The organism is Streptomyces sp. NPDC031474 (assembly GCF_055581185.1).
On record NZ_JBVIJX010000020.1, the window covers coordinates 200875 to 217089 of the forward strand.

General features: G+C 70.3%; 29 protein-coding genes. 26 read left to right on the forward strand and 3 right to left on the reverse strand.

Annotated elements, in window-relative coordinates; translation table 11 throughout:
• The first annotated feature begins 1 nt into the window (after position 1).
• From ACZ5SK_RS36990 to ACZ5SK_RS37005, 4 genes are read left to right on the forward strand one after another with little or no spacing between them, the layout of a single operon-like run.
• Positions 2 to 232: a hypothetical protein gene (locus tag ACZ5SK_RS36990; protein WP_334580122.1), complete on the forward strand. Its 231-nt coding sequence runs from the start codon at positions 2 to 4 to the stop codon at positions 230 to 232.
• Complete coding sequence (locus ACZ5SK_RS36995; protein WP_334580123.1) at positions 229 to 570, forward strand: hypothetical protein; 342 nt, start codon at positions 229 to 231, stop codon at positions 568 to 570. Before ACZ5SK_RS36990 ends, ACZ5SK_RS36995 begins: the two co-directional genes overlap by 4 nt.
• Complete coding sequence (locus ACZ5SK_RS37000) at positions 567 to 755, forward strand: hypothetical protein (protein WP_334580124.1); 189 nt, start codon at positions 567 to 569, stop codon at positions 753 to 755. Before ACZ5SK_RS36995 ends, ACZ5SK_RS37000 begins: the two co-directional genes overlap by 4 nt.
• A 27-nt stretch (positions 756 to 782) precedes the next feature.
• The gene (locus ACZ5SK_RS37005; RefSeq protein ID WP_334580125.1) at positions 783 to 1217 is read left to right on the forward strand and encodes an FxLYD domain-containing protein; all 435 of its coding nucleotides are present in this window, start codon (positions 783 to 785) and stop codon (positions 1215 to 1217) included.
• Positions 1218 to 1329: 112 nt separating this feature from the next.
• Here the strand turns inward: ACZ5SK_RS37005 and ACZ5SK_RS37010 are convergent, their stop codons facing one another.
• Both ACZ5SK_RS37010 and ACZ5SK_RS37015 read right to left on the reverse strand, forming a co-directional pair.
• Positions 1330 to 1500: a GIY-YIG nuclease family protein gene (locus ACZ5SK_RS37010; RefSeq protein WP_334580126.1), complete on the reverse strand. Its 171-nt coding sequence runs from the start codon at positions 1498 to 1500 to the stop codon at positions 1330 to 1332.
• On the reverse strand, positions 1469 to 1825 hold the full coding sequence (locus ACZ5SK_RS37015; protein WP_468577069.1) for a helix-turn-helix domain-containing protein: 357 nt from the start codon (positions 1823 to 1825) through the stop codon (positions 1469 to 1471). The genes ACZ5SK_RS37010 and ACZ5SK_RS37015 overlap by 32 nt, the downstream gene beginning before the upstream one ends.
• A 295-nt stretch (positions 1826 to 2120) precedes the next feature.
• On the opposite strand from ACZ5SK_RS37015, the gene ACZ5SK_RS37020 reads away from it, so the two are divergent.
• The 7 genes from ACZ5SK_RS37020 (at position 2121) to ACZ5SK_RS37050 (ending at position 6872) form a co-directional block, all read left to right on the forward strand.
• Positions 2121 to 2315 (forward strand): hypothetical protein, encoded by a 195-nt coding sequence (locus tag ACZ5SK_RS37020; RefSeq protein WP_334580128.1) that lies wholly within the window; start codon positions 2121 to 2123, stop codon positions 2313 to 2315.
• On the forward strand, positions 2312 to 2557 hold the full coding sequence (locus tag ACZ5SK_RS37025) for a hypothetical protein (RefSeq protein ID WP_334580129.1): 246 nt from the start codon (positions 2312 to 2314) through the stop codon (positions 2555 to 2557). The genes ACZ5SK_RS37020 and ACZ5SK_RS37025 overlap by 4 nt, the downstream gene beginning before the upstream one ends.
• 99 nt (positions 2558 to 2656) lie before the next feature.
• Positions 2657 to 4009, forward strand: a complete 1353-nt coding sequence (locus tag ACZ5SK_RS37030; RefSeq protein ID WP_468577071.1) for a hypothetical protein — start codon at positions 2657 to 2659, stop codon at positions 4007 to 4009.
• Positions 4006 to 4908 (forward strand): hypothetical protein, encoded by a 903-nt coding sequence (locus ACZ5SK_RS37035; protein ID WP_334580131.1) that lies wholly within the window; start codon positions 4006 to 4008, stop codon positions 4906 to 4908. The genes ACZ5SK_RS37030 and ACZ5SK_RS37035 overlap by 4 nt, the downstream gene beginning before the upstream one ends.
• A 32-nt stretch (positions 4909 to 4940) precedes the next feature.
• Positions 4941 to 5357, forward strand: coding sequence for a hypothetical protein (locus tag ACZ5SK_RS37040; RefSeq protein WP_334580132.1), 417 nt, complete (start codon positions 4941 to 4943; stop codon positions 5355 to 5357).
• Positions 5354 to 6523 (forward strand): hypothetical protein, encoded by a 1170-nt coding sequence (locus ACZ5SK_RS37045; protein ID WP_334580133.1) that lies wholly within the window; start codon positions 5354 to 5356, stop codon positions 6521 to 6523. Before ACZ5SK_RS37040 ends, ACZ5SK_RS37045 begins: the two co-directional genes overlap by 4 nt.
• A 25-nt stretch (positions 6524 to 6548) precedes the next feature.
• Complete coding sequence (locus ACZ5SK_RS37050; RefSeq protein WP_334580134.1) at positions 6549 to 6872, forward strand: hypothetical protein; 324 nt, start codon at positions 6549 to 6551, stop codon at positions 6870 to 6872.
• A gap of 57 nt (positions 6873 to 6929) precedes the next feature.
• Here ACZ5SK_RS37050 and ACZ5SK_RS37055 read toward each other — a convergent pair whose 3' ends face one another.
• Positions 6930 to 7217 (reverse strand): hypothetical protein, encoded by a 288-nt coding sequence (locus ACZ5SK_RS37055; protein ID WP_334580135.1) that lies wholly within the window; start codon positions 7215 to 7217, stop codon positions 6930 to 6932.
• 170 nt (positions 7218 to 7387) lie between these two features.
• Here ACZ5SK_RS37055 and ACZ5SK_RS37060 point away from each other — a divergent pair, with 170 nt between their 5' ends.
• The 15 genes from ACZ5SK_RS37060 (at position 7388) to ACZ5SK_RS37130 (ending at position 16198) form a co-directional block, all read left to right on the forward strand.
• Positions 7388 to 7609, forward strand: coding sequence for a hypothetical protein (locus ACZ5SK_RS37060; RefSeq protein ID WP_334580136.1), 222 nt, complete (start codon positions 7388 to 7390; stop codon positions 7607 to 7609).
• 65 nt (positions 7610 to 7674) lie between these two features.
• Complete coding sequence (locus ACZ5SK_RS37065; protein ID WP_334580137.1) at positions 7675 to 8358, forward strand: hypothetical protein; 684 nt, start codon at positions 7675 to 7677, stop codon at positions 8356 to 8358.
• A gap of 35 nt (positions 8359 to 8393) precedes the next feature.
• Complete coding sequence (locus tag ACZ5SK_RS37070) at positions 8394 to 8735, forward strand: hypothetical protein (protein ID WP_334580138.1); 342 nt, start codon at positions 8394 to 8396, stop codon at positions 8733 to 8735.
• Between the two features lie 140 nt (positions 8736 to 8875).
• Positions 8876 to 9220 (forward strand): hypothetical protein, encoded by a 345-nt coding sequence (locus ACZ5SK_RS37075; protein WP_334580139.1) that lies wholly within the window; start codon positions 8876 to 8878, stop codon positions 9218 to 9220.
• 19 nt (positions 9221 to 9239) lie between these two features.
• Entirely contained in the window at positions 9240 to 9767 is a 528-nt protein-coding gene (locus ACZ5SK_RS37080; RefSeq protein ID WP_334580140.1) for a hypothetical protein, read from the forward strand.
• Between the two features lie 30 nt (positions 9768 to 9797).
• Positions 9798 to 10364 carry a hypothetical protein gene (locus ACZ5SK_RS37085; RefSeq protein ID WP_334580141.1) on the forward strand — a complete coding sequence of 189 codons (567 nt, stop codon included), beginning with the start codon at positions 9798 to 9800 and terminating at the stop codon, positions 10362 to 10364.
• Positions 10365 to 10429: 65 nt separating this feature from the next.
• Positions 10430 to 10807, forward strand: coding sequence for a hypothetical protein (locus ACZ5SK_RS37090; protein WP_334580142.1), 378 nt, complete (start codon positions 10430 to 10432; stop codon positions 10805 to 10807).
• A gap of 31 nt (positions 10808 to 10838) precedes the next feature.
• Positions 10839 to 11729 (forward strand): hypothetical protein, encoded by an 891-nt coding sequence (locus tag ACZ5SK_RS37095; RefSeq protein WP_334580143.1) that lies wholly within the window; start codon positions 10839 to 10841, stop codon positions 11727 to 11729.
• Positions 11730 to 11758: 29 nt separating this feature from the next.
• Positions 11759 to 11938 carry a hypothetical protein gene (locus ACZ5SK_RS37100; RefSeq protein WP_334580144.1) on the forward strand — a complete coding sequence of 60 codons (180 nt, stop codon included), beginning with the start codon at positions 11759 to 11761 and terminating at the stop codon, positions 11936 to 11938.
• 70 nt (positions 11939 to 12008) lie between these two features.
• Complete coding sequence (locus ACZ5SK_RS37105) at positions 12009 to 12527, forward strand: hypothetical protein (protein ID WP_334580145.1); 519 nt, start codon at positions 12009 to 12011, stop codon at positions 12525 to 12527.
• Between the two features lie 132 nt (positions 12528 to 12659).
• Positions 12660 to 12914: a hypothetical protein gene (locus ACZ5SK_RS37110; protein WP_334580146.1), complete on the forward strand. Its 255-nt coding sequence runs from the start codon at positions 12660 to 12662 to the stop codon at positions 12912 to 12914.
• A 55-nt stretch (positions 12915 to 12969) separates the two neighbouring features.
• Complete coding sequence (locus ACZ5SK_RS37115; RefSeq protein ID WP_334580147.1) at positions 12970 to 14151, forward strand: hypothetical protein; 1182 nt, start codon at positions 12970 to 12972, stop codon at positions 14149 to 14151.
• 121 nt (positions 14152 to 14272) lie between these two features.
• Complete coding sequence (locus tag ACZ5SK_RS37120; protein ID WP_334580148.1) at positions 14273 to 14551, forward strand: hypothetical protein; 279 nt, start codon at positions 14273 to 14275, stop codon at positions 14549 to 14551.
• Between the two features lie 65 nt (positions 14552 to 14616).
• Positions 14617 to 15684 carry an N-6 DNA methylase gene (locus ACZ5SK_RS37125; protein WP_334580149.1) on the forward strand — a complete coding sequence of 356 codons (1068 nt, stop codon included), beginning with the start codon at positions 14617 to 14619 and terminating at the stop codon, positions 15682 to 15684.
• A gap of 124 nt (positions 15685 to 15808) precedes the next feature.
• Positions 15809 to 16198: a hypothetical protein gene (locus tag ACZ5SK_RS37130; RefSeq protein ID WP_334580150.1), complete on the forward strand. Its 390-nt coding sequence runs from the start codon at positions 15809 to 15811 to the stop codon at positions 16196 to 16198.
• Positions 16199 to 16215: the final 17 nt, after the last annotated feature.

Below are 16215 nucleotides of genomic sequence, written 5' to 3' on the forward strand. Positions count from 1 at the left end.
CGTGCGCATCACCCTCCTGACTCCTGAGCAGGCCCGCGCCGTCGGCACCGCCCTCCACCGCCTCGCAGCCTGGTGGCGGCACTTCCGTGATCAGCTCGCCGCCCTCGCCGAGAGGATCGCCGAGACCACCCGCCACGTCACACGATTCGCGGCCGAAACGCGCGCCCGGGTCCGCACCGACCGGCCGGCCTGGGCCAGTCCGTACGGCCCGGCCCTGAAGGGATTCCGATGACCGCTCGAATCCGCCTCGACGACCTCACCAGCCCCAAGCTCGACGCCCTGTACGACGAGCTTGACCGGCTCCGCGCCCTCGTCGAACGCCTCGGCATCAGCGGGCCGGAGGCGGCCCCACCGGCCCGACGGTGGCAGGTCGAGGCCCGGGTCAACGGCCGCTACGGCACTCTCGTGCGGGACATCACCGAACGGGACCGCGCCGTCGAGGCGTACCGCCGGCGCCGCAAGCAGCACCCCGACAGCGGCGTCCGCCTAGTCCGCCGGGTCACGGTCAGCGTGGTCGACGACCCCGACGCCCCCGCGGGGAACGAGACGGCCACGGAGGGCGCACGGTGACCGACAGCCCCAACCTCCCCGCCCGCCCGCGCGCCGACGGAGAATCCGCACCGCGCAAGGGCGTCCGCATTGAGTACCGGGCGACCGTCCCCCGACATCTCCTCGGCGCCGCGATCGCCGAAGCACTCGCCATGATCGAGCGCGAGACACAGCCGGACGACGACCGACCCGCCCTCGACCTCTGACCAGCCGGTATTCAGGAGCCAATCACCATGCGCAACGCCCTCATTCCCGTCGCCTTCGGCGTCGTCCTCCTGGCGGCCACCGCGTGCGGCACGGACCCGTCCGGACTGCCGAAGGCCGCGGCCCCCGCGACCGCCAGCACGCAGGCCGATGCGAAGTCCACGACCACCGGCCAGGCGCACACGCCCGAAGGCGACGTGAAGCTGACCCGCTGCGAGGTGGACGAGTTCGGCAAGTACCCCGTGGCCACGCTGACGCTCGTGAACCACTCCGCCGACACCTCGAACTACGTCGTGTCGGTCGCGTTCATCGACTCGACCGGCACGCAGGTCGGCGAGGGCACGGCCGCCGTGAGCAACCTGGCCCACGGTCACAAGGCGATCGACAAGGCCTACGGCCTGGAACAAGCAGACGGCAAGATCACATGCAGGGTGGCGAAGGTGGAACGGTACGCCAGCCTCTGATGATCTCGACGCGCTGAGGATCGGACCGTAGGCTGATCATGCGCGTCCACGCAAAAGCCCCCAGCAGTCCCGCTGGGGGCTTTCCCGTGCGATCAACCACGAGCCCGCCGGCCTAGTCCACGCGCGCGGTGACCCGTGGCCGCCACGACTTGTCCCGACCGTGCTGCTTGAAGCGCACGCGCGGGTCGCTCGCCACCCCCACGTACAGCAGTCGCTCGTCCTCGTCGTACAGCCGATACACCGCGGTCCGCTCAGCCGCTGATGCTTCCTCCGTCGTCTGCATCCTCACCCTTCTCCTTGCGCGGGCGGGTCTTGCCCGACCCGGAGTAGCCGCGCTCGATGTCCTGGACGGTGGAGGGAGAGACGCCGATCTTCGCTGCGAGCTTCCGCACGGAGACCTGTCGTGCTCGCTCGTCGAGGACGAAGTCCCGCCGTAGGTCGCTGAGTTCCTTGACCTTGGGTCCGTACTGTCGCAGGAACACGCTGATCTCCCGGGCCCTGACCGTCTCGTCCTCAATGGCCCTTAGGGCTTCCAGGGCGTCGAACACGCGCTGTGCCACCTCCCCGCCGCCTGCCGTTTCTTCGGCCATCCGGTTCCCATCTGCCATGGCCGCTTGCCCGACTGTATGGGAGTCCCATACAGTCGGGCAAGCAACGCGATGTTGCGCCTATAAGTCGGCCCCCGGTCGGGGCCTAGGAAACGCCGACCGGGGGCCACGTCAGATGGAGCTGACGCATGCCACAGGGTACTAACGCGCGCCCGGGTAATCCCCCGGGCGTCACGGACGGGCAGACGAGCAACGCCGGATCGACCTACCAATCCGTGATCCTTCGCGGCCAGAAGGCGCCGGCCTCGGAGCAGACCCGCGGCATCCCCGCCCGAAACACCACGGGGGGACGCCGATGACGCGCCGGATCAGCACGAAGACGCCGAACCAGACGGTCGCCCAGCCCGCCACGGTGCGGGCATGCAGCAAGGACCGGGGCACGTCCCAGGACCGGGCTGCTCGGGCCGAGGAGGCAATCGGGCAGACCGAGACGGCGAAGTTCCACGCGAAGGAGAGCGCGGAGAGCCTCGGCGGGAGGCGGACCGCATGAGCGCCTTTGACCGCCTCCGCGAGGCGCTGACCGGTGGGCCGCGCTACACGCCCGCCGTCGGCCCGCACGCCTCGACCCGCGACCAGGAGAAGAACGCACGCACGCGCGGCCGTGAGCTGGACCAGGCGGCGGCCCGCCGTGCCCGACACCGCGCGTCCGTCCTGAAGAACGGCGACGCCGGAGACGGCACAAGGTTCGCGTTCGAGGAGAAGCGCGGTCGGTTCGGCCGCCGTCGCTCCTGACCGCACCCAGACCGGCCGGGCTCTCGCCCATCCCTTCCCCTTGGGGCGAGGGCCCGGCCCTCCTGCGATACGTCCCGACCACACGCGAAGGGCAGACCCATGACCGCGACCGGCGAGCTCACCAAAGGGCAGCGCGCCGTACTGATCGCCGCCACGGTGCCGATGATCGGCGCCGGCGGCCTCGGCGCCTGGGGCACGTACACCAACATCACGGCCGAGTTCGGGCGGGCCGCGACCGCGCTCGGCGTCGTCGCCGCCGGTGAAGGCGTCACGCTCGTGCTCGCCCTGGTCATGGTCCTGCTCACGATGTTCGGGCAGGCCGCGCCGTGGCCCGTCCGCGTCGGACTGTGGGCGGCGCCCGTCGCCGCGGCACTGACCGGCGTCGTCGTCGCCGACAACCTCACCGAAGAGGTCGTGTACGGGATCACACCCATGGCCATGTGCGTGTCGGCCGAGGGGCTCGGCCTGGTCGCCCGCCGGATCGTCGTCTACCGCACGAACGTCGATGTCGAGGCGCAGCGCCGCAACGCGCAGATCATGCGGCGGATCGCCTACCACCGTGCGCGTTCCGAGCGGCACCCCTGGAAGTGGGTACAGAGCTGGTCCGGGCTCGCCGCGTGGCGGTTGCTGCGCCGCGCGGGGGAGGGCGACGTCGGACTCGGAGTCGAGCTGATCCGCGTGCAGCGGGCCACGCTCACCGAAGGCGCGGGCCTCGCCCTCGGCGACATGCTCGCCCTGGGCCCGCAGGCTCACGAGCTCACCGCCGTTGAGTCACATGAGCCGATCGAGTTGGCTCACATGACCCCGGCACCGGAGGCTGCGCCCGAGCACCTCGGCCTGCCGGGCGGTCAGGATCACGGGAGCACGGCCAGTGGGCCCGGCGAGAACAGTTGGAATGAGCCTGATCCTGAATGGGATGAACCTGAGCCTGAGTGGTGGGGTCAGCCTGATCCCGAGTGGGATGAGCCTGAGCCCGAACAGGGTGAGCCTGAGCCCCGGCACGAGAAGTCGGCACCGCCCGACCAGCCGCTGACGAAGACACCGCTCGCGCCCGCTGGCGAGCAGCCGACCGGCGGCACGGGCGCGACCCAGGCTCACCCCAACCCCGAGCCTGCCCGCGAGGAGCAGCGCAAGCCCGAGCGCGAGCGCGAGCCCGCGCCTCCGACCGGCGGCGAGCAGCAACAGATCTTGCAGCTCGCGACGCGGCTCATGAACGGCGAGGCCATCGCGAAGAAGGCGGCCGTGACCCTGCTCGGCGTGAGCCCGGCCACCGCGCAGCGGCGCATGACTCAGGCTCGCCGCGTCGTCACGCTCGCCGAGCGGCTCAAGGACGGCGAGCGGCTCACCCCGGCGACGGCGGCTCCGCTGCTCGGCGTCGACGAGAAGACCGCAGAACTGAGGCTCATCGAAGCTCGACAACTCAACGGAGAAGGCACGGGGTTCTACACATGACCGAGCACCTTGAGCCCGACGACGACGAGACGGCAGTCCGCACCGCCCTGCTCCGACTCGGTGTCCGCCCGGCCGGTCACGCCACCGACGACGACAGCAAGGGCGAGCAGCAGCCCGCGCCCCCTGCCGTCCAGGTTCCGCCCATGCCCGACTACGAGCCGGCCGTCATGGTGCCCGGCCCGCGCCGGGGGAGCGCGCCCCGTCTGCCGGACTGGTGGAAGGCCCGTAAGCCCGCGCTCGACGAGCCCGCCCCGCCGCCCGGCGATGACGCCGAGGACGGCGAGGACCAGGGCGAGAAGCCCGCCCTCGCCGAGCATGGCGACGATGAAGCGGAGGACGACCAGGCCGCCGAGCAGCCCGCCCGGCGGCGTGGTCCCCGTCTACGCAAGGTCGAGAAGCGCCCCGACAGTGACGACGCCGACGACCTGGGCGAAGAGGACGAGGAGGAGCCCGCAGACGGCGACGAGGACGCGGGGGAGAGGCAGCCCGCGAAGCGTGCCCGCCGGTGGCGGCGCTCGCCCGCCGGCTCCGTACGGCCGCCGTTCACTGCGCCGGGCATCCCGCTGTATACCCAGCCCGAGCGGAAGTCGCTCGCCGAGGCGATCCGCGAGATCCCGCCTCACCTGAAGTGGATCGCCTACACCAGCAGCGGCTTCGCGACCGGCTGGTACTTCGGCATCCCGCAGTTCGTGACGGCCGCGACGGCGAGCATCGCCCAGCACCCGGGCCGCATCCAGGACAACCCCGACGCCTATTTCTTCGGCGCCCTGGCGCTCGCCGTGCTGCTCGCCAACAGGGCGACCCGCCGGTCCTGGTGGCTGCTCGTCTGGGTGACCCACGGCCTGACCTGGTGCCTCATCATCGGCACCCTCCTGTACGGCAACCACGCCACCCACTGACCCGACCCCGCACACGCAAAGGAACCAGAGCCGTGAAGACTGTGATCCCCACGCTCGGGATCGTCTCCTTCGCCCTTGTGATCACAGTTGGGCTGATCCTCGGCACCAAGGAGCAGAAGGAAGGCAAGGCCAAGCCGCTCGGCTGGTGGTGGGTGCTCTTCCTGAGCATGCTCGCTGGCACGTCCTACGCGGCCGCAGGCTGGCCGTTCAACATCGTGCCCCAGCTCATCATGGGCGATCTCGTCGGCTTCCTCTCCAGCATGCTGCCGGGCCTCTCACTGCCCGGCGTCGCCCTCGTGATCATGGCCGTTCTGGCATGGATGGGGCTCACCCGCCGACAGGTCGCCGTGACCGGCATCATCCTGGTTCACATCATGGCGGGCGCGGGCGGCGGGCTCGGCATCTTCGCGCAGCGCATCCACGCCGTTGCGATGCACTTCGCGTCATGACCATCGCCACGACGCAGGCACCCGGCCCGGACGGCGAGACGACTCCGCCCGCCGCCGGTCTCGCCGGCGACCAGGCTCACCGTCCGAGTGAGCCTGACGGCGAGCCCGCGCCCGCGCCTGAGCCTGAGTCCGACGCCGAGCCTGAGCCTGGGCCGGGGGAGAAGCACGAGAAGATCCCCGCCTTCGCGATCCCGGACCTGCGGCCGTACGCCGACCCGAAGGCCGTCGTCGACCTCGCCCGCCGCGGCGCCAAGGCGAGCCGGAAACCAGCAGCCAGCATCGGCCGCCGCGCGCTCACCGCGCTCGTCCGCGCCGGCCGACTCACCCTGTCCGGCAGCCGGACCCTGCTCAGCCTGCTCGCCGGATGGGCCTCCGGCACCTACGGGACGAAGGGATCGATCCCCGTCCGACTCGGGGTAGTGGCGGCCGCACTGCTCGGCGTCGCCCACACCATCGCCGACTACCCCGTCGAAGGCATGCTCGCCGTCGTCTGGGGGTGGTGCCTGGCCTCAATCGCGACCGCGCGCGGGGCGTTTGACCGCTGGCTCAAGACGGCCAAGGGCAAGCAGAAGAAGGGCGACGAGAAGAGCACGAAGAAGAAGCCCCAGGCCAAGCTCACGAAGGACCCCGCACCGACGCCCGCTGCCGCCCCCGCTGAGGGCCTTGACGAGGCGCCCGTCGAGGACGTCACCGAGCCCCCGCTGATGGCCCTCGTCCGAGAGCTGATCGGGGGCGACAACGGGGTCCACCTCCAGACCCTCCGACCGGCCATGCGAGAGCGCCTCCCCGGCCTGGCAGAGGCCACCGATCAGGAGCTGCGTCAGGTGCTCGTCGCGGCCGGCTGGGACCCCTCCCGTACGTTCCGCGCTGAGGGTGTCGCCGGGCGCGCCGGTATCCACCGCGATCAGCTCCCGCCGTACCCCTTCCCTGGCCTTGGTCCAGGGGTTGCCGCAGGCGGAGACTCTTCACTCTCCGCCGCAGGTCAGAGCGGTGATTCTCCGCTCCTCTCCGCCCCCGGAGAGGGGCGCGGAGAGGAGCCGCAGAAGGGGCGCCGGGACGTCCCCGACGGGTGGACAGAAGAGGACGTCGTGCGCGGCTACCGGTGGGTGAACGACGCGGAGCGCGGCCCGTCCGCCTGGCTGATCGAGCAGCTTCCCGACAAGTAATCGAACGACACTTTCGAATCGTGAAATGGGGGAAACCATGGACCGGCCGGGCATCGCATCGCGCATCATGAGCGGCAACGACGCGCTCATGAGGAGGTCCACCGTGGACGGGTACGCCTACCGGTGCCCGCAGTGCCGTACGACGTCGCCCGAGGTCCCCACCAAGGCGGAAGCACGGGCACAGCGCGACATCCACCGGCGCGACTTCCACGGCGGCCACATCCCCGACGGGGAAGAGGTCCTGGAACCCGAGCGGATGCGCTTCGTCGACCTGCCGCGTTCGCAGAAGATCGCGACCGTCATCGTCGCCCTGGCCCTCCTCGTCGGCGTCCTCATCAAGGCCGGCTGACGCAGACGCGAAGAAGGGCCGCACCCGCGATGGGTGCGGCCCTTCCTGCTGTCCGGGCTAGTCCGCCTTCTTGGCCTTGTTGGGCTGTCGCGGCGGGACCTTGTACTCGGTGCCGATGATGCGGAGCGTCGCCTCTGTCCACGGCACGAGCGGGTGCGCTGCCACGGCCGCGTAGGGAAGGTCAGTGTCAGCCTTCAGCTCCTCGGCCAACGCCTTGCGGGCTGCATGGCGGGTCCTTTCCTCGTCCTCCAGGGCCTTCTTCCATGCGGCGAGGGCGTCGAGGGCGGCGTCGCTGGGTTTGTAGTCGGGTAGCGGCTTGCCGCCCCGGTTGAAGAGCTCGGGCATGGCTCCAGTCTTTCACGAATCGGTTTGACTAAACCGGCTGCATGTCAGCGTGGACGTCCAACCTTTGCGGTCACTTTACCGAATATGTTTGTTAAAACTGGCTAGGGCAAGCTGATTTGGAAAGAATACAAGTAGCACCGCAAACAGCACCAGACGGGAAGGAAGCACCCGTGAGTGACAGCAGCACGAACCTCGACCTCAAGCCCGGCGACCTCGTAGAAGGCGCCGTGGCCGGGAGCACGGCCGGGACCGTTCTCCGGCGCCGCCTCGACCGCGAGCCCTGGTCCGGCGGCACCAACAGCGACGGCCGTGACCAGACGGTCGTCAGCGACGGTCGCGGAGTCGACATGTTCTACACGGACACGATCAAGGTCATCGAGCGCGCCCAGTAACCCGCCCCGACCCGCCGCCCGCCGCCCGGCGGGCGGCGCCCAGCCTGGAAGGGAACGAACCGTTCATGAGCAGCACCCACGCCGAGCACCTCACCCACGACAACCGGCAGGCCGCCGCCGCCCACCAGCTCGGCCAGATCATCGAAGCCGTCGACGCCGCCCGCGCCGCAGCCGACGAGGCCATGCCGAAGGTGTGGCACTTCGCCAGCACTGCCGACGCCCGCGCCGCCGCCGACCAGCAGCAGGTGGCCGACGGCGACGTCCTGGTCGTCGAGTCCGAGCGCGCCGTCGCGTTCGTCGCCGTCATCTGGCCGGTCGCGATCACTGAGCAGCACGGCACCTTCGACGCGTACAGCAAGCTCGGGAAACCCGCCCGCGACTACTGCCTGGGCGACTACGCACGCAGCGTCGATCGGGCCGAGCAGATCGCCATCGAGCTGGGATACAAGCTCGCCGACCCGGCCGCCGCCCAGGCGGCCGGCCTGCCAGTGGCCTTCGAGAACCCGCGCATGCTCGTCGAGCCCGACGACGTCCTGCACGCCTTCGGCGCCCGCCTGAACGTCCTCGACACGGGCGTGCGGATCGACGAGGCCACCGGCCAGGGCGAGTGGTGGGCGCTCGTCGAAGGCGCTACCGAGGAAGACCAGCGACGCACCTACCGCGGCCAGTGGGCGTTCGCCGTGCCCGTTGTGACCGCCGCCTGGGACGTCGTGACCATCGAGCGCGTCCTTCCGGCCCCGAGCGCCTGACCAGAACAGACGACACGAAAGGACAGGGAGCGACCGTGGCGCAGAACTTCGAGACCTTCAAGAGCGAGATCGAGCGCGCGTTGTCCGCGTGCGAGGTGGAGCCGCGCGAGTGGTGCGACGTGGACGCCGCCGCCGCCTACCTCACCGAGGACCAGCACGCGAACGCCCCGGACGGGTTCTGGACGGTTGTCCGTCGCTTCCGCCGGACGCCGGAGCGGGAAGCCGCGATCGACCGGGCGATCCTCATCGACGACCTCGAACTGGAGCTGACGGGCGGCTGCGGGCGTTGCGGCCTGGAAGCCGACTGGATGTGCGTCGCCTGCGGGCGCTGCAACTGCGACCGGCATGACGACTGCACCCGGCCCGCCGGGCAGTAGCGAGGGAGCCGCAGGCCTGCGACCTGCGGTTTTCTTTGCGACTCCTTTACTGAATCAGCTTGTTAAAACTGGCTAGGGCAAGCTGATTTGGAAAGAATGGAAGTAGTTCAAACCACCACCAACCAACACGGGAGCGGGCCATGCGCGCACAGAAGGCGACCACCGAGCACGACAGGTGCCTGAAGTGCCGCAGGCCGCTGAAGAACGCCAGCCCGGACGGCCTCGGCCCCAAGTGCAGGCGCAAGGTGCGCCGCGCGGCCCGGACCGAGTCCGTCCACCCGAAGTGGCAGGCCGCCAAGGCGGCCGAGCTGCTCGAACTCGGCGCCGTGATCCCGCTCCGCCAGAACCGGATCTTCCTCGTCGTCGCCGACGACGGCACGGAGGTCTACCGGACCGCCGCCACCGGCCAGTGCAACTGCCCCGCCGGCCTGCGCTCCGTCCGCTGCTACCACTCCGTGGCCGCCCAGTACATGGCCGCCGCCTGATCACGAAGGAAGGACACCCATGTCTGCCTACCTCGCCACCGCGCGCCGCCTGAACCACCTCGCCGCCGTCGTGCGCGGCCGCGCGTACCACCCGCAGCGCTACATGATCGAGACGCTCGCCGGCGCCATCGAGGACGCCGCGATCGCCATCCAGACGTACCCGGTCGACGAGCCCGGCCAGCTCCCCCAGGGCGCGACGGACGCCCTGCGCGAGGCCACTGACCTGCTCACCGAGAACGACTTCATGATCCCGGCCGCGATCATCGGCTACGCAACCGCGCCGGTCACCGGCGACATGCCGAAGATGGAGCCGCTCAACGCGGTCAGCGTGCGGCTCGCCCGCGAGGACGCCGACCTCCGCGCCCGCCGGTTCGCCCTCGTCGAGCACGGCCACCTCAACTCGCGCGACGAGGAGGTGCTGAACGCGGCCCTCACCGCACTGATCGTCCTGCACCGCAAGCACGCCCGCCTGGCTGCCGCCATCGCCGTCGACAACGACCGGCCCTGCAACCGCGGCAAGGCCCCCGTCGACCTCGCCACCCTCTGACCGGCCTCACGGCCAGACAGGAGCTTCCCCATGACCATCACGTTCGCCACCCGCGTCGACCCCGTGCCGACCTGGTTCCAAATGCCGTGCATAGCGTGCGAGATCACCGGCAACCACGGCGAAGCCGCCGGACTCGTCAGCGCCACCAGCGGCCTCGGCCTCGCCACGTGCGCGCGTCACACCGTCGTCACCGATCGGGTCCTGAGCAGGCTGCGGGACTACGACCTGACCGGGATGCGCGCCTCGTTCGTGACGGCCGGGCTCACCACCGAGCAGCCCACGCCACAGGCCCGGAAGCCGGTGGACATCAGCCTGATCCTGTCCCGCGTGTGGTTCATCTGGCCTGACGTTCAGTGGGTTCTCCGGGAGCCGCCCGGCGTAAAGCCGTCCCTCGCCTGGACCAGCGGACCGAGCGTCGAAGAGGTCGGAGAGGAACTGCGCTGGCCGGACATCGCCTTGATGCGCAGCGAGAACCCCATGCCCGAGCCCCAGCATGACCGCGGCCCAGGCGACGGTGTCGTCTACGGCAGCCTTCCCGGCTCCAGCGGCGGCGGCGCCTCGGCGGCCGACGTCATGTTCGGACGACTCAGCCGCTGACCTGCAATCCGGCCCGGCCCGCACGGGCCGGGTCCTCCCCTCAACACCGAAACGGAGCGACCACCATGTGCACCATCCGCCTCGACCAGCTCGCCGCGCAGGGCACCGGCAACAGCTACAGCAGCATCCGCCTCGCCGACGGCAAGAGGATCGTCGTCCAGGCCGGGCCGGGCGCCACCTGCCTGCCGTGCCCGAACGGCCGCTCCGGGCCGCACAGCGTTCCCAAGGACTACGCGGGCCCGTACACCCACCTTGAGGTCTACCTGCTCGAGGGCGTCGACCCGACGGACAGCGACGGCTGGGAGCTGGAGGACCCGATCGAACTGTGGCTGACCTCCGGCGACGAGCCCGACAAGGGCCGCCTGTTCTATGAGGTGCCCGTCGAGGACGTTCGCGCGCTCATCGAGGAGCACGGCGGCGAGCACCCCGAACAGGACGCCTGACCACCAGAGCCGCGAAAGAAGGAGAAGCAACGTGCCGATCTACCTGCGAGCGCCCGAGGCCCCGGCCGGCGGACCTGACGGGAAAGGCTGGAACAGGTTGAGCCTCAACAGCCACGGTGGGTTCCTGGCCCAGTGCGCCCTGCGGCCCCGACGCTGGGGCGCGCTCCTGGAGTCCCAGGACACGCGGCGGGCCCGCTGGGGCGGGTTCGGCCCCTGCGCCAACCGCGGCAACTGTGAGGACTGCGCCCTGCGGAAGGCGATCAACGAGCAGCCCACCACCGTGGAGGTGAACGCCCCCAGGGTCCTGGTGCGCATCGAGCCGCTCTACGCGGGGGACGACGTGGTGTTCAACGCCGGGCCGGACGGCTGGCGGCTGTGGGTCACGACCGGCCCCGACGACCGCGACTACCGCAACCGGCGGCCGTGGGTCTGGGAGGAGGCCGCGCGCGTGCACGGCTGGGACCTCGGCCGCCCGTACATCGACGAGCACGGCGAGGGCTTCTGGCTGGAGCGCACCACCCGCGTCCCGGCGTGGGGCTGCGTCATCGCGAGCCGCGCGCGGCCGTCCTCCACCCGGCACGGGTTCCGGGTGAACGGGACCAGGGTTGCGTTTCTGCACCACTACGAGGCGTGCGAGCACGGCGAGGAGTTGCTGAACGCGATTTCCCACGCCTGCCCCGGCCCGGACGGTGCCGACGAGGAGCGCGTCGCGGTCCGCTCGTTCCAGAGCCCGGAGCTGACGCCGCAGCCCGTCGGCGGCATCCGCTTCCACGTCGAGGTCACCAACATGAGCGTGCACATCAAGGCCTTCGCAGGCCTGTGGGACGAGAAGGCCCGGCTGTCGCTCACCGGCTCCGGATGGACCACTGAGCGCGTACAGGCGGCCGGCGAAGCGCTCCGTACGCACCTCGCAGGCCACTGACCAGCCTCGCTACGAACGGAAGACGCCCCATGCCCAAGAAGAAGTGCCCGATCTGCTCTACCGGAGGCGAATGCCTCCAGTGCGACGGCTGCGGAGCCCACGAGGACGAGCCCTGCAAGCCGTGGTGCGAGCACTACGAGGACGACCGGTACGAGACCGGCCAGGAGACCCCGTCGCTGTACGAGGACCCCGTCCCGCCCGGCTGGTAGCCGTGCACCCCGACAGGCCCACGCCGCCCCGCAGTCGGGCGGCCCCCATCACGAGAACAGGAAGACGAAGATGAACGAGCAGAGCATCGAGACCCCGGAGCGGTTCGGTGGCGAGCCCCTGTACGACGGCTTCCCCAACGACTACGGCCAGCACCACCGGACGTTCACCGTGACCATTGCGGGCCCCGAAAGGCATGACGGGCAGGAGCCGTACACGTACGTGCTGGAGGCGCGGGCGATGCAGGCTGCATGGGCGGAGGCCCTCGCCTGGCACATGGCGGCGGAGGAGACACCCGACTGCTACGTGGTCGCCGGCAAGTCCTTCGAGGGCGTCCCGGCCGGCGACGTCGGGTTCCACTGGAGCGACCTGCGGCCCGAGCAGAAGCGCCAGCGGCAGCGCGACGGGCTCGCGCCGGTTGCGCTCGACCGGATCCTGTACCGGGTGCGTCTGATCTGGCCGGACGCTCAGTGGGTGCTGCGGGAACCGTCGGTGGGGATGCCGTCGCTCACCTGGCGGGGCGGGCCGACCGTGGACGAGGTCGCCGAGGAACTGCGGTGGCCGGAAGTCGACATGACGCGCACCCCCTGACAGCCCTCTGACCTGCGGGTTCTTAGAAGTTTTTTTACCGAAACGGCTTGTTAAAACTGGCTAGGGCAAGCCGTTTCGGAAAGAATGAAAGTAGTTCAAAACACACCAACCCGCCCGGACAGGGAGCCCGCCATGAACGCCACCCAGACCGCCGCGATCTTCACCGCCGCGACCACCGCCACGAACTGGACGAACACGAACCTCGGCCTCACCGCCACGGTCAGCGCGGAGGGATACGACTACACGGTCCGCCTCCCCAAGGGCAGCGGCAAGGCGTTCATCGCGGGCCGGGACGGCTTCGGCGGCAGCGAGTTCCTCGAGGTGGAGGCCACCTGGGCGCAGACCCTCGAGATCGTCGAAGCGGCCATGGCCGCCACCCACATCTGACCACCAACCGGCGGGGCTCCGGCCCCGCCGGGCATCTCCCCGAAAGGAGCAGGCCATGGCCCTCGTGCCTACTGCCCCGTCCCCGACCGTCGCCATCGCGCGGGTCCTCCGCCGGCTTGGCCTGGTCCAAGGGCGAGGCGGCGACTTCCGCGTCACCGGCGAGTACCGCAACGGTGAGCGGATCTGCACGTACGTCGTGACCCTCACCCGGCACGCGGACGAGACGATCGCCCAGCACGCCGACGACGTCGAACGCTGGGCCAGCGAAGACGGCGGCTGGTCGTTCCGCGTGTCCGTCCGGTACATCGACGGGAAGCCGCGGCCCTGGGTCCACGTCTCCAACGGCGCCGGTGAGCGCGTCCGTGACCAGCCGCCCATCGAGGCGGCCACCGAGGAATCGGTACAGCCGGAACCGGCCGGCGAGCCTCAGCCGATCGAGGAGAGTGAGCCGGTCACCGAGCCTGCCCCGCCGGACGAGGATCCGCAGGACCTGCGGCTCCAGCGCGAGCAGGCCGCCACGCTCGGCTGGTCGGCCGGGCAGGCGGACCTCGTCATGGCCGCCGAGGCTGGGCTGGTCTACCGGAACTTCGACGGCTCGCTTCGCCGTCAGGATGTCCCGGGCGGCCCCGGCCGCATCGTTGCCGACGGCCGCCTGGTCCCGCTCGTCAAGGCTGGGTTCCTCACCATCGGCGAGGCGGACCTGGTCGAGCGGCGGCCCATCCGGGTCACCGCCGATGGCCGCCGCGCGGCAACGGTGTGGAGACGGTGGCGGGCCAAGCCGGTCGAGAAGAACCGCGCCCAGGAGCGGGGGCAGCTCCGGCCGCTACTGCGGGGCCGGGAGGAAGCGCGGCGGCGCCGCCAGATGGCCGAGGAGGAGGAGCAGCGGCGGGCCGAGTGGGAGGTCTACAGCGAGGCTCGTGACCGGCTGTATGAGTGGGAGGAGCGGCAAGATCGAATGCTGGAGGCCTGGGCGACGGTGAACGGGCTGCGGTACGCCTACCTGCTGCGGCTGCCGCAGGGCTGGGTGCCCACCGAGGAGCAGATCGCCGAGTACTGCCTTGACCCGGGCGTGGTGGCCGAGCTGCGGGCGAACGCGATGGCCCCGGAGTCGAAGCCGGAACTGCCGTCCATGCGGTTCTACCGGGAGCGGGAGGAGCCGCCGCCGCTGGAGGCGGACACGGAGGCCCCCGAGCAACTCGACCTGTTCGGCGCTGGCCGCGCCCCGGTGGGCGCCTGACCTGCGGCTTTCTTGCCGTTCTTTTGCCTAAACGGCTTGGTAAAACTGGCTAGGGTAAGTCGTTTCGGAAAGAATGAAAGTAGTTCAAAACACACCAACCTACACAGAACGGGAGCCCGTCATGGACGCCGCCACCTTCACCGCCGACACCGAAGCCCTCGCCGACCACCTGGCCAACGCGTACGAAAACCTCGGCCTGGACGAGATCCACCCCGCCATGGCGTGCCGGTACCGGGACATGGCGACCGAACTGACCTCGGACAACCTCCCGCGCGACCCGAAGGCCATCGCCGAGGTGCTCGCGCTCAGCGTGCACGAGGTCGGGCACCTGGACCAGGTCGCCCCCTGGCAGTTCGCCCGTCACCTGGACATCGCGGACGACGTGCTCGCCGAGTTCTGACCCCCTCACCCCTTGGCCCGGCACCTGATGGTGCCGGGCCTCCTCATGCCCGCACGGAGGCAGCCATGGAGCAACTCGACCTGTTCGCCGACCTCAGCGAGCCGGAACCCCCCAAGCCCGAGAAGACGATCACCCTGCCGAAGCCGACCGCCGGCCAGTACGCGAGCACCGTGGCGAGACCCTCGCAGCCGACGCCGCAGCAGCCGGCCCTCATCCCGGAGGCAGGCCCGGCCCCGGCCCGGCCCCACCTGGAGTTCGCCATCCGCCCCGCCGACGGCCCCACCTTCGGTGAGGCGGTCGCGGACGCCTGGCACGGTTCGCACGGAGGGAACCGCATGGAGATCCCGGTGGGCATCGTCGCCACCCTGGCGCTGTGGCCGCATAAGGGGCACCCGCGCACCCTCGCCGAGTTCCTGCGGGGCCTGGACGCCGAGCAGCTCATCGCCTGCGTCCGAGAGGTCGCCGCCTACTGGTGGATGCGGCGCCCCGACCTGATCGACACAGCCTCGGTGCTGTTCCGCTGGGCGGAGGAGGAGAAGTTCACGAAGAACGAGCTCGCCGCCATCCGGGCCACGTTCCACGCGGCACTGAAGGCGAACGCGCTCGACCACACCGGGCGCGAAGACCCGGCGTGGAACTCGGAGATCGACCTGATGTCGTGGGCGGTCACCACCCTGCGGCACAAGTCCGCGAGGTCCGGCTTGGGCGAGTACCACACGCCCCCGGAGGTGTGCGACATGATGGCCGCCCAGACCCTCGGGAACGACCCCGAACAGATCCGGGAGGGCTACTCGGTCCTCGACCCGTGCGCGGGCACCGGCGGGATGTTCCGGTCGGCCGTCAACCACGTGCGGAGCATGGGCATCGACCCGGCCCGCATGACCTGGTTCGCGCAGGAGCTCGACCCGCTCGCGGCAGCTGGCTGCGCCGTCAACATGATCGTGTGGGGGATGGGCCCGAACGCCATGGTGGCCTGCGGCGACACGCTCGCCGAGGGCAACATGTGGCAGCAGGCGGTCGAGCACCGGAAGTTCATGGTCGAACGTCGGGACGACGCCGCGGCCGTCATGGCGATCGCCCGCGCGGTGCACCAGGTCGAGCAGCTCGTCTCCGGAGGGTCAGTAGCCGCCTGACCTGCGGTTTTTCCTTGTCGATTCTTTGCCTAAACAGCTTGTACAAACTGGCTAGGGCAAGCCGTTTCGGAAAGAATGAAAGTAGTCCAAAACGCACCAAACAAGCCCGAAAGGACGGACCGCCATGAGCGCCCTCCCCGCCTACATCACCGCCGACCTCCGCTTCCCGGCCGACGACATCCTGTGCAAGGGCGACCGCTGGCAGCGCGGATGCGCCGCCGCCGACGGCGAGGCCGCCTACGCGATCCACACCTTCGAGGGCAAGCACTTCTGCGGCTATCACTCGCCGTTCGACAACAAGTACGCGCCCTGCGCGAACTGCGGCGAGAAGCCCGCGCTCATGGCCACCGAGGGCGACGCGGTCTGCGACGACTGCCTGATCGCCATCAACCTAGTGACGGAATACGACCACTACCTGGCCATGACCGGCGCGCACGACTTGCGCCACCCGAACCGGCCCGCCCCGGCCGACCTCCCGGTGAGCGACTCCGTCGACTACAACCTCGTCGCCTGACCCCCACCGCCGGCCCG

Bases quoted from the DNA above. Each gene is read 5' to 3' on its own strand.
- ACZ5SK_RS36995 (WP_334580123.1), top strand. From the start codon at position 229: ATGACCGCTCGAATCCGCCTCGACGACCTCACCAGCCCCAAGCTCGAC.
- ACZ5SK_RS37005 (WP_334580125.1), top strand. From the start codon at position 783: ATGCGCAACGCCCTCATTCCCGTCGCCTTCGGCGTCGTCCTCCTGGCG.
- ACZ5SK_RS37010 (WP_334580126.1), bottom strand. From the start codon at position 1,500: ATGCAGACGACGGAGGAAGCATCAGCGGCTGAGCGGACCGCGGTGTAT.
- ACZ5SK_RS37015 (WP_468577069.1), bottom strand. From the start codon at position 1,825: ATGGCAGATGGGAACCGGATGGCCGAAGAAACGGCAGGCGGCGGGGAG.
- ACZ5SK_RS37020 (WP_334580128.1), top strand. From the start codon at position 2,121: ATGACGCGCCGGATCAGCACGAAGACGCCGAACCAGACGGTCGCCCAG.
- ACZ5SK_RS37025 (WP_334580129.1), top strand. From the start codon at position 2,312: ATGAGCGCCTTTGACCGCCTCCGCGAGGCGCTGACCGGTGGGCCGCGC.
- ACZ5SK_RS37030 (WP_468577071.1), top strand. From the start codon at position 2,657: ATGACCGCGACCGGCGAGCTCACCAAAGGGCAGCGCGCCGTACTGATC.
- ACZ5SK_RS37035 (WP_334580131.1), top strand. From the start codon at position 4,006: ATGACCGAGCACCTTGAGCCCGACGACGACGAGACGGCAGTCCGCACC.
- ACZ5SK_RS37045 (WP_334580133.1), top strand. From the start codon at position 5,354: ATGACCATCGCCACGACGCAGGCACCCGGCCCGGACGGCGAGACGACT.
- ACZ5SK_RS37050 (WP_334580134.1), top strand. From the start codon at position 6,549: ATGGGGGAAACCATGGACCGGCCGGGCATCGCATCGCGCATCATGAGC.
- ACZ5SK_RS37055 (WP_334580135.1), bottom strand. From the start codon at position 7,217: ATGCCCGAGCTCTTCAACCGGGGCGGCAAGCCGCTACCCGACTACAAA.
- ACZ5SK_RS37065 (WP_334580137.1), top strand. From the start codon at position 7,675: ATGAGCAGCACCCACGCCGAGCACCTCACCCACGACAACCGGCAGGCC.
- ACZ5SK_RS37075 (WP_334580139.1), top strand. From the start codon at position 8,876: ATGCGCGCACAGAAGGCGACCACCGAGCACGACAGGTGCCTGAAGTGC.
- ACZ5SK_RS37080 (WP_334580140.1), top strand. From the start codon at position 9,240: ATGTCTGCCTACCTCGCCACCGCGCGCCGCCTGAACCACCTCGCCGCC.
- ACZ5SK_RS37085 (WP_334580141.1), top strand. From the start codon at position 9,798: ATGACCATCACGTTCGCCACCCGCGTCGACCCCGTGCCGACCTGGTTC.
- ACZ5SK_RS37090 (WP_334580142.1), top strand. From the start codon at position 10,430: ATGTGCACCATCCGCCTCGACCAGCTCGCCGCGCAGGGCACCGGCAAC.
- ACZ5SK_RS37100 (WP_334580144.1), top strand. From the start codon at position 11,759: ATGCCCAAGAAGAAGTGCCCGATCTGCTCTACCGGAGGCGAATGCCTC.
- ACZ5SK_RS37105 (WP_334580145.1), top strand. From the start codon at position 12,009: ATGAACGAGCAGAGCATCGAGACCCCGGAGCGGTTCGGTGGCGAGCCC.
- ACZ5SK_RS37110 (WP_334580146.1), top strand. From the start codon at position 12,660: ATGAACGCCACCCAGACCGCCGCGATCTTCACCGCCGCGACCACCGCC.
- ACZ5SK_RS37115 (WP_334580147.1), top strand. From the start codon at position 12,970: ATGGCCCTCGTGCCTACTGCCCCGTCCCCGACCGTCGCCATCGCGCGG.
- ACZ5SK_RS37120 (WP_334580148.1), top strand. From the start codon at position 14,273: ATGGACGCCGCCACCTTCACCGCCGACACCGAAGCCCTCGCCGACCAC.
- ACZ5SK_RS37125 (WP_334580149.1), top strand. From the start codon at position 14,617: ATGGAGCAACTCGACCTGTTCGCCGACCTCAGCGAGCCGGAACCCCCC.
- ACZ5SK_RS37130 (WP_334580150.1), top strand. From the start codon at position 15,809: ATGAGCGCCCTCCCCGCCTACATCACCGCCGACCTCCGCTTCCCGGCC.